At 44.0% G+C, this 9611-nt stretch carries 10 protein-coding genes; 3 read left to right on the top strand and 7 right to left on the bottom strand.

Going from position 1 to position 9611, the window contains the following annotated elements; all coding sequences use genetic code 11:
* Nucleotides 1-32: 32 nt before the first annotated feature.
* From JGK14_RS21905 to JGK14_RS21890, 4 genes are all read right to left on the bottom strand, one after another.
* A complete protein-coding gene (locus tag JGK14_RS21905; RefSeq protein ID WP_293182211.1) occupies nucleotides 33-218 on the bottom strand; it encodes a hypothetical protein in 186 nt (61 codons plus the stop codon).
* A 28-nt stretch (nucleotides 219-246) separates the two neighbouring features.
* Nucleotides 247-927 carry a GIY-YIG nuclease family protein gene (locus JGK14_RS21900; RefSeq protein ID WP_293207879.1) on the bottom strand — a complete coding sequence of 227 codons (681 nt, stop codon included), beginning with the start codon at nucleotides 925-927 and terminating at the stop codon, nucleotides 247-249.
* A 170-nt stretch (nucleotides 928-1097) separates the two neighbouring features.
* Nucleotides 1098-1961 (bottom strand): aldo/keto reductase, encoded by an 864-nt coding sequence (locus JGK14_RS21895; RefSeq protein ID WP_293182207.1) that lies wholly within the window; start codon nucleotides 1959-1961, stop codon nucleotides 1098-1100.
* A 429-nt stretch (nucleotides 1962-2390) separates the two neighbouring features.
* Nucleotides 2391-3185: an ABC transporter permease gene (locus tag JGK14_RS21890; RefSeq protein WP_325315485.1), complete on the bottom strand. Its 795-nt coding sequence runs from the start codon at nucleotides 3183-3185 to the stop codon at nucleotides 2391-2393.
* A gap of 461 nt (nucleotides 3186-3646) precedes the next feature.
* Between JGK14_RS21890 and JGK14_RS21885 the strand changes: the two genes are divergently transcribed.
* Together JGK14_RS21885 and JGK14_RS21880 are read left to right on the top strand one after the other, a co-directional pair.
* Nucleotides 3647-4720, top strand: a complete 1074-nt coding sequence (locus JGK14_RS21885) for a radical SAM protein (protein ID WP_293182205.1) — start codon at nucleotides 3647-3649, stop codon at nucleotides 4718-4720.
* Between the two features lie 231 nt (nucleotides 4721-4951).
* On the top strand, nucleotides 4952-5179 hold the full coding sequence (locus tag JGK14_RS21880; protein WP_325315484.1) for a hypothetical protein: 228 nt from the start codon (nucleotides 4952-4954) through the stop codon (nucleotides 5177-5179).
* 64 nt (nucleotides 5180-5243) lie between these two features.
* Here the strand turns inward: JGK14_RS21880 and ndk are convergent, their stop codons facing one another.
* Nucleotides 5244-5693, bottom strand: coding sequence for a nucleoside-diphosphate kinase (gene ndk, locus JGK14_RS21875; protein WP_293182203.1), 450 nt, complete (start codon nucleotides 5691-5693; stop codon nucleotides 5244-5246).
* Nucleotides 5694-6337: 644 nt separating this feature from the next.
* On the opposite strand from ndk, the gene JGK14_RS21870 reads away from it, so the two are divergent.
* Nucleotides 6338-7093 carry a hypothetical protein gene (locus JGK14_RS21870; protein WP_293182201.1) on the top strand — a complete coding sequence of 252 codons (756 nt, stop codon included), beginning with the start codon at nucleotides 6338-6340 and terminating at the stop codon, nucleotides 7091-7093.
* Between the two features lie 222 nt (nucleotides 7094-7315).
* Here JGK14_RS21870 and proB read toward each other — a convergent pair whose 3' ends face one another.
* Nucleotides 7316-8425: a glutamate 5-kinase gene (gene proB, locus JGK14_RS21865; RefSeq protein WP_293211985.1), complete on the bottom strand. Its 1110-nt coding sequence runs from the start codon at nucleotides 8423-8425 to the stop codon at nucleotides 7316-7318.
* Nucleotides 8426-8738: 313 nt separating this feature from the next.
* Nucleotides 8739-9260, bottom strand: coding sequence for a YqeG family HAD IIIA-type phosphatase (locus JGK14_RS21860; protein ID WP_293182197.1), 522 nt, complete (start codon nucleotides 9258-9260; stop codon nucleotides 8739-8741).
* Nucleotides 9261-9611: the final 351 nt, after the last annotated feature.

The following is a 9611-nucleotide window of genomic DNA, read 5'->3' as shown; positions in this document are numbered from 1 at the left end:
TTGTATTACCAAATTCCGTAGGAGCGGGTTGATCAACCATCTATAATTACCATCCCAAATATTAATAAACCCGCCCCCACCCAACCAAAAAATTGGATGACAATAATCTCAGAAACCGGGTTTCTTCCTATACTTCTCGTACTTACCCCAAATTTGTCGAAGAAACCCGGTTTCTCGCCACCTACAAACATTTGATGTTCTTCCAGTTCGCTTGACAACAAACGAAACTTTATCTAGCACCGCATATTATTTTTCAGACTTTGTTTCCTGGGTTTGCGATTGAATCACCGCACTCCAATCATCATCATTATTAACAACAGCTTCCAGATGTTGGTGTCCTTCCCCATCACTTTTAGCCGCTGTTTCCAACTCTTTGCTAAGAGTAGAATCTGCCATTGCTTTACGCAATTTTAGCTTCTTTTCCTCATAAGCTTGTTGCTCAGCCGCCGACATTGCCGATCGCGCTGCTTGACCCACCGTACTCGCCCACATCTCGCTCTGGGCGCCGTTTCCAGGCGGAATACTGCCGATTTCTGCGATCCAAGCATCCCGCAAACTTTCCATTTCTTCCCGTTTTGGGAATTTAAAAGTTTGCACCCGCACAAAAGCACAATTTTCCGCGCCGTTTTGGGCAATGTGACCGTTGATTGAAAGCAGAATGTTTCGCGAATAACCTACATATTGAGTGTTGCGAGAAGAGTCCGTGACAGCGTAAACACCGGCAACTTTCGCATTACTTGCTATCATCCGCCAAGTATCGATCGACATTACTTGCGTACCGTCATTTTCTAATTCAGAAATAGCAGTCGATGCGCTATGTTCTGAGTCGGAACTGTATAAAAAATTGTGCAGTCCTTCATGGGCGACAGGTACGTTTTGATGTTCAATTGCTACGTCTCGATCGGCATTCACTTGATTAGCTTCCATAAAACTCAATTCCTCACAAAGGGGTAATTTTACTAATTAAATCTGTCGTATTATAAGCTACTCTGCATTCAAATTATATATCAAGAAATTATCAAAATCTTGTGGGGCGATACTCAGAGCATCACCCCAAATATGCAACTTAAATGCGTAACAGCTTATCAGTGAAGTTTCTAACTTGCTGCAATTTGTTGCAATTCTTCATCAGTCAATTTAACTTCGATCGCCTTTACGGAGTCCTCAATGCTCGATAATTTTGTAGCCCCGGGAATCGGAACGACACAGGGCGATTTTGCCATCAACCAAGCTAATACTATACAGTAAACTGAAACGTTTTTTTCGGCAGCTAATTTGGCGATCGCAGGCATATCTTGCAAGCTAGTGGCCCGACGGCTTCCCCCCAAAGGACTCCAGGGGAAAAATGTCAGTTTTTCGGCTTCGCAATATTCCAGTACACCGTCGGATTCCGGCTGTCTGTGCCACGGATTGTACTGATTCTGCACCGAGACAATTTCTACTGTATCGCGGGCGCGTTTGATCTGCTCTACAGAAAAGTTGGAAACTCCGATAAATCGAACCATTCCTGCTTCTACTGCTTCTTTTGCGGGTGCTAGGGCTGCTTCGATTGTATAGGCTGGATCGGGCGAGTGATATTGCCAAAGGTCGATCGGCTTTTGGCCTCCCAAAGCTTCAAAACTTTCGTGAATTGCTTGACGTAAATGGTGGGGATTACCGTTGCGCGTCCAGGCACCTTGAGGGCGCATTAAACCACCTTTCGTTGCCACAGTAACAGCCCGAATATCTCCCGTATACTCTTGCAAAGCTTTGGCAATCAAATGCTCGTTGTGGTGTTTGTCAGATTCATCTTGGCAATAAGAATCTGCGGTGTCAATCAGAGTAACGCCCAAATCGAGGGCGCGGTGAATTACCGCAATTGATTCCGCTTCTGGCGGCCGGCCGCTTAACGACATAGGCATACCACCCAGACCGATCGCACTGATATTAAAATTACTGTTGCCCAGTTTTTTTCTTTTCATTCGTTGGCCCTCGTTTGCGTAGTTGATTGAGAGTTTAGATTTCAAGGATATGTAGAAATTTTACTGTTTTTTTGAGAATATAACTAGATAGGGGAAAAAATATTTATCCGTCCGCTGTACTGCATTCAAACTGTATATTTTCATGTACTATTCCCGACTGGTCAAACCTTCTCTCGTTGGGATCATCTCAGTTTTGTAAAAAGCATTTTTTTATTGTAGTGCTGTCCCCGCTCGCGTATTGTACAACACGCGAGCGGGGACAGCACTGTAAATGCAAAACTGAGATGATCCCTCTCTCGTTTTTCACCACAAATAATTGGTTTAAAACGGGAACCCCGATCGGGAGAAATCAAAAAAAGACGATTCATTACTCCAATCCTCTTCCTTCCAGCTTAAGCGCTGTCAACTGTCAACTGTCAACTGAATGAATCAACTCGAAGCGCTGGTGTAAAAGCGGAGTGCAAATTGCCAGAAGTACCGGGAGAAAAATAAAAGCCCGATCGCCAAAATTCCCGCCCCTGCGATCCAAACCATGTCACCTCTGCCCAGCATGGCTTCTGCCGGCACAGTAGTCAAGAAGGCAACGGGCACTACAAAAGTGAAGAAAAATCGATAAGCTGCGGGATAAGCTGCCATCGGAAATCTACCCGCTTCTAACAATCCTCTCAGGACTTCGGTAACGTTATAAATCTTGACAAACCAAATGCTGGTTGCACCCAGCATAAACCAAATACTGTAAAGAGTAATAGTGCCAAATAACAACGGTATTGCTGTTAAAAAATAGTTGCCTATTCCTACTCCCAATTTATTAGCAGCATACAGCAGCAATACGGTGCCGAAGATTAAATCCGGGATTCCCCAAGGGGAAACAGTGTTTGCAGATAGCCAGAATTGGGAACTGATGGGTTTGAGGAGGACAAAATCGAGAGTACCTTGCTGGACTCGATCGACAATACGGCTGAGGTTGGGCGCCAGAAAAGTTGACGAAAACCCCTGCAAAACCGTAAAAATGCCGAGTACAACTAAAGCTTCTTCCCACGAATAGCCAGAAAAGCTGTAGCCAGTACGGTAAAACAGCGACAGGCCAAACCAACTACCAGCAAGGTTTCCGAGGCTGCTGAGGGTTGCGAGGACAAAGTTGATCCGGTATTCGAGCTCCGCTGCGATCGCTGCACCCCAGAACAATTTCAGTACGTGCAAATATCGTCCCATGTTTATCGCCATTTTTTTCCGTTGAAATACTTAAATTCCTTCATATTTTAAAGGTTGTGTGAAGCTAAATGCTGTACGGACACCTTATTTCATTATAACTTTAAGTTATTGGTACTGCATACTTAAGTAATTTTACTGAGCCAAATTATTAAGTTTTTTAACAAATTTTCAGTAAGATTTACAATTTATTGATTTAAGTCAATTTCAGGCTGATACTTTCTGCCACTTATTAAGCAGGATTCATCTTTAAACACAAATAATCGCTTGATACATTTGAAATACTAATATGTTACAATACTTCATATTATAAAATTTTAAAAATCATCTACCTATATCCCAAAGAGACGATTAGGATGGTGCATACGTACTCACGAGGAATAGGTAACGAGGAATAAGGAGAAATACGTAACCCTACTTACCAAGCTCGATTTCATAACATTGACTTAAGTAACAACACGTAAGGGAACAAAAACATGGATGCTTTAACTTTATCCAGACTGGGCGTCAAACACACCAAGAGTGCAGTAGCCGAATCGCTGCGGATCAATACAGGGCTAGACATGACAACCCCAGTTACTTTTTACGGGATTGTCAACGAGCACTGCAACGTGAAATGCCGTCAATGCGAGTATTGGCGCCTCAAAGAATATAAAGACGAAATGACGATCGAAGATTGGCAAAATGCCCTGTTGAGTGTCAAAGAATTTATCGGCGAATTTTCCATCAACTTTAGCGGTGGCGAACCTTATATTAAGAAAGGTTTTCTAGACTTGCTGACATTTGCCAACAAAAATGGCATCCACGCCGGTGTCACCACAAACGGCTATTGTATGACTCGGGAAAATGCAGCGAAAACTGTAGCGGCGCGTCCTTTTAATGTGAATATGTCCGTTGACGGGCCGAACGCAGAATTGCACGATTATTTGCGCGGTCAACCCGGATTGTTTGACAGACTTTCCAAAGGAATCGTTTATCTGCGCGAAGAACAAGAAAAACAAAACGTCCTGTTTCCAATCAACGTCAAACCAACTATCAATCGGCTCAACTTCCGCCACCTAGAGGAAATTGTAACCTGGGCGAAAGGAATTGGAGCCACGACGGTGAACTTCCAACCAGTCAACCGCTGGACACCAGAAACCTATTCGGAATTGTGGGTAGAAGAAGAAGACAGGGAAGAATTTTCACAGGTAATTGAGCGCTTAATAGATATGAAGAAAAACGGCGCACCAATTATGAACAGCGATGAAGTATTGCGTTTGATGGTTCCTCACTTCCAGGAACAAAAAGCTCCTGATTCGACTCGGCCTTGTCGTGTTGGACTCCGCAATTACTGGATTGATACGCGCGGCGATGTAAAATTGTGCGATGAATATCCGGTGATTGGCAATGTGAAAGAGACCAGTGCCCGCGAGATTTGGTACGGCGAAAAAGCTCAGGAAGTCCGCCGTGATACCTTGAATTGTGGCAAGTTGTGTCTGATTACTTGTGTGTCGCAAAAGACGATTTTGGACAAGGTGAAAATGGGCATGAAGTTATTAAAGAATTGAGGTTTGAGCAGTGTTAAAATTGCTGGTGTTCATGGTAGCCGGGTTTTGGTAAAAAACCCGGTTTTTTGTTTGATGAATTGTCTTGAGGTTTGTAGTAAAAACTTTAGTCCTCAATTTTTTAAAGAGTTATAGTTGTAGTGTGTGTGACCGCGAAAAATCCTGATACATACCAGGGACTATGAATTTTCACGCACCCTTTTCTACCATTTTTACACAGTTTTCTGAGATTGGGTGCGTTTAATTCTCTCGCTGCGTGGCGAGAAACCGGGTTTCTCCGACAATTTTCGGTGGATTACGAGAGATAAGGGAATCAACCCGGTTTCTGGGATTTGGGTGCGTTTATTAATTCTCTCGCTGCGTGGCGAGAAACCGGGTTTCTCCGACTATTTTCGGTGGATTACGAGAGATAAGGGAATCAACCCGGTTTCTGGGATTTGGGTGGTCAAAAAAAATATATAAATGCGACTTGATTATTATGAAAAATAAGAATATCTCCCGATTAACAATCGGGAGAACATCAAAACTACTCCACAGTCCAAGGACTCAAACAAGGAGTCCAAGCACTTAATTCTTCAGGTTTAAACCAGAGACTAATTTCCTGATTTGCAGTCTCGACAGCATCAGAACCGTGAATAATATTGCGGCCAACATTCACAGCCAAATCGCCGCGAATTGTTCCCGGTTCAGAATTCAGAGGATTTGTCGCGCCAATCATTTTTCTCGCCGACGCCACAACGCCGCCCCCTTCCCACACCATCGCCACCATCGGCCCGGAAGTGATGAAGTCTACCAGTCCCGCAAAAAACGGTCTTTCTTTGTGTACGGCGTAATGCTGTTCGGCTAGTTCGCGACTCGCCGTGATTAGCTTCATCCCAACTAGCGTAAAGCCTTTGGCTTCAAAACGACCGATAATTTCGCCGACGAGTCCGCGCTGTACGCCGTCGGGCTTAATCGCTAAAAAAGTCCGTTCCAAGATTAACTCCTATTGTTTTCTTAACCGATCCAAAAGACAGAGTAGCTCACAATGCACCTAAAGGCAATTCTGGGAAGAGCAAATTGTTATTTGTAGACTTACAGGACTCACGCATTAATTAGGTATTTCTGTCATGGCCAGCTACCCCTTGCGATCGCAAAATCTGTGTGTTTAATTGCAGGATCTATTTTTCATCGGTTCTGCTTAAGTCCTGACTTAGATCGTGTCAGTCTAAATACTTATCTGCGCTACGGTTGCAATAGCAGAGAAAAATAGTCTCAGACCCCTGCGATTGCTTCACTTCAATGCCTTACGTTCACAATGACATCTTTTCAACAGTTGACAGTTGACAGTTGACAGTTGACAGTTTGAGAGCCACCTCTACCTAGAAGTCCGAGGATTGGAGTAATGAATAGTCTGATTTTAATTTCTCCCGAGCAGGGAGAGGCTTTCAACTAATTCTTTCTGGTAATTTTCCATAATATGATGCAAATCACATTATTTTGTGACGGCAAACACGCTAAGTATACGATCTAAAATACACATATGTATGACAAGAAACACAATTACTTAGACTCACAAACATAGATAATTAATGCAGGGATCGAGATTATCTTGAGAACAGCCACTCCGAGGAAAAAGCTATGAAAGAGATTATGGCATTCATTGCACAAAAAAAAGATGAGTTTGCAAAATTGCCGTTATTTGAATTTCTAGCTAATAAACACATTCACCCGAATCAACGACTAATTTTTGCACCTGTACTCGATCCTTTGGCTATGGGCTTGAGTGATTTAAACAAGTACGTCCTCCGAGACTCTTCCAGCAATAACAAGGTTCAGGAACTGATTAACAAATATACTTACAAAGAAAACTACTACTGGTACGGGTATCTGCAACATCTAGAGACATTGGGTTTCAACAAATTAATGAGTTACGGGGACTTCAGGCTGCTTTGGGGTGAAGAAACTAAAAAAACTCGATCGCTCTGTTCGGTGCTGGAACGCTACGCTTGGAAAGCCTCTCCCATTCAGAAACTGGTGTTAGCCGAAGCCTTGGAAGGAACCGCCACAGTTTTTTGTGAGGCGGCGCTAGCAGTGATCGTGGAATTAGAGAAAATCAATAAAAAAGAATATATTTATTTGGGAGGAAGTTATGTTGGTTTGGAAAATCATCAAATTTTAAATACACCGGAGATGTTGCAAGTTTTAGCAGAGATAGAACTTTCTGATGCGGAACGCCAAGCAGCTTTAGAATTAGCACAAAATGTATTTGAACTATTTACAGAAGCGATGCACGAGCTATTTGGACACAGTACAACAAATTCTTGCAAAACTGTGCTGCAAGTATCCTCGATTTCTGCGTTCGATCGCACTCTTGACTGTTTAGACGTTTGTTAAGAAGACCGTTGAAACCGCGTCTATACAAGCACTCACCCCACGAGAGAAGACGCTCGCGAATGGAATTCGCGCCTGGGCGAATGGAATTCGCGCCTACACAAAGAAAACCCGCCTCCGCGGGTTGAAGAGCCGGCAGTTAAAATTATGTTACCTTCTTCAGTCCGCGGAGGCGGACATCGTTTGTGTAGATGCGAATTCCATTCGTACGTCTTATTTTAATGATTAAACAATCACTAAGTTATCTCGGTGTACTGCGGTTTCAACCCCTGCATAGCCTAAAATCTCAGCAATTTTATCTGATTTGCACCCTTTGATTTGTCTCAACTCTAAGCTGCTATAATTGACAAGTCCCCTCGCAATTTGTTTGCCTTCTCCGTCGCACAACTGCACGGAATCATCAGCTTGAAATTCTCCTTCTACTCGAGCAATTCCCGCAGCTAACAGCGATTTTCCGCCGTGGGAAATTGCCTTGACAGCACCCGCATCTAAATAGAGTTTTCCGGCTGGAATTAGGACGTTGGCTATCCAGTGTTTTCTAGCGTTGACTGGGCGCGGTTGCGGCTCGAATTGAGTGCCGATCGCCTCGCCGTTCAATATTTTCTCAATATTACCAGGAAAGCAGCCGTTGGTGATGACTGTGCGTACTCCTGATGCTGTGGCGATTCTGGCGGCTTCAATTTTTGTCACCATTCCGCCGGTTCCCCAACCGCTGCGGGAATCTCCTGTTTGTACGTCCAATGCTGTGAGTTGTGCCATGCTTTCTACTAGGGCGATCGGCTGTGCGTCGGGATTGCTGCGCGGATCTGCTGAATACAGCCGATCGACATCCGTGAGCACAAACAACCAATCTGCTTCTACCAAACTCGCTACTAGCGCCGAAAGCGTGTCGTTATCGCCAAATTTGAGTTCGTCTACCGCTACAGTATCGTTCTCATTGACGATCGGAATTACGCCCAATTTGAGCAGTTGCTGAAACGTATTGTAGGCATTAACATACCCGTTGCGCTGTACTAAATCGCCTCTGGTGAGCAATACTTGGGCGATCGGCTGTTGTAGAGTAGTGAACAAGTCATCGTAAACGCGCATCAGCCGCCCTTGTCCGACGGCGGCCACAGCCTGCTTCAGAGCGATATTTCGTGGGCGTTCCGTCAAGCCCAAGCGCGCGCAGCCCACTCCCACCGCACCGGAAGAAACCAACACTACTCGATGGCCTTGTTGCTGCAAACCGGCCAAAATCTCGACTAATGTAGCAATAGTTGAGAGAGCTAAGTTCCCGGTAGTCGATCGAGTAAGTGTCGAAGTTCCTATTTTAACAACAATAGTTTGAGTCATCGGTTATTAGTTATTAGTTATTAGTTATTAGTTATTAGTTATATTATCTGCGATCGCACGCCCGCAATCAAATTGATTTGTAGTGAAAAATGCAAGTCTTCATAGGAAGCATCTCAGTTTTGCATTTGTAGTGCTGTTTGCGATCGCGATCGTTGTATAATTGGCGATCGTTGTATAATTGCCGATCATTGTATAATTGCGGAGCGGGGACAGCACTAATGCCAACTGTCAACTGTCAACTGCCAACTGCCAACTGCCAATTGCCAACTGCCAACTGTCAACTGTCAACTGTCAACTGTCAACTGTCAACTGACTACTTTCTGCTATCAAGAGAAGCACCCAAAGCTTGAGACACCCAAACTTCAAAAGAACGCACCGGATACTTGCGAAGCGCATACCCAGCATCAACCATTGGCTCAACTAAAATAGTAAACATACCCAAACGATTGCCGGCCAAAACATCAGTAAAAAGTCGATCGCCCACCATCGCCACCTGTTCCACCGGCAAATTCATCGCCGTCACCGCTTTTCGCAACTTGCGCCGCGACGGCTTAGCCGCACCAGTGATGTAAGGTAGATTCAAAGACTCAGCAATTCGACCGATCCGAGTCTGACTTAAATTATTGCTCGCCAACCACAGCGATACTATAGGTTTAATTTCTGCCACCCACAGGCTGAGTTCCTCAGAAGCATTCATTGCTGTAATGGGAACGAGAGTTTCATCCACATCCAACACTAATCCTTTAATATGATATTTCTCAAGAATATCAGCCGTTAAATTTACGACCGAATTGCCTAGAACTAAGTCTGGCTGTAGTAGTTTTCCCCAAGTCATAATGATTTTAGATTTTAGATTTTAGATTTTAGATTGAGAAATAAGAAGCGGGAAGTTAAACATTCAAAAAGTCAAAAGTAAAAAGTCAATAATTATGGCTTTTGCTTTGTAATATCGTTTTCGTTTGCATCCGAATCAGCATTTTCGGAGTGTAGTGCTGTCCCGCTTGCTCATGAGAAGCCTCAAACGCTCGGTATAATTCCGATGTAGCCGAATCCAATATAACTTTTGACTTTTTACTTTTAGCGGTTCTCAAGCGTGGTGAGGTATGCCCACGGAGGCTGCCCTATGCCCTATGCCCTATGCCCTATGCCCTATGCCCATGAGTACCTCATATGAAAGCTCGAAAGG

The organism is Microcoleus sp. PH2017_28_MFU_U_A (assembly GCF_020738035.1).
Classification (GTDB): Bacteria; Cyanobacteriota; Cyanobacteriia; order Cyanobacteriales; family Microcoleaceae; genus Microcoleus.
Note: the sequence above shows the minus strand (reverse complement) of the source record. Positions and strands in the feature narration are given on the sequence as shown.

Coding starts and splice junctions, on each gene's coding strand:
- JGK14_RS21900 (WP_293207879.1), bottom strand. CDS start 927: ATGGAAGCTAATCAAGTGAATGCCGATCGAGACGTAGCAATTGAACAT.
- JGK14_RS21895 (WP_293182207.1), bottom strand. CDS start 1,961: ATGAAAAGAAAAAAACTGGGCAACAGTAATTTTAATATCAGTGCGATC.
- JGK14_RS21890 (WP_325315485.1), bottom strand. CDS start 3,185: ATGGCGATAAACATGGGACGATATTTGCACGTACTGAAATTGTTCTGG.
- JGK14_RS21885 (WP_293182205.1), top strand. CDS start 3,647: ATGGATGCTTTAACTTTATCCAGACTGGGCGTCAAACACACCAAGAGT.
- JGK14_RS21870 (WP_293182201.1), top strand. CDS start 6,338: ATGAAAGAGATTATGGCATTCATTGCACAAAAAAAAGATGAGTTTGCA.
- proB (WP_293211985.1), bottom strand. CDS start 8,425: ATGACTCAAACTATTGTTGTTAAAATAGGAACTTCGACACTTACTCGA.
- JGK14_RS21860 (WP_293182197.1), bottom strand. CDS start 9,260: ATGACTTGGGGAAAACTACTACAGCCAGACTTAGTTCTAGGCAATTCG.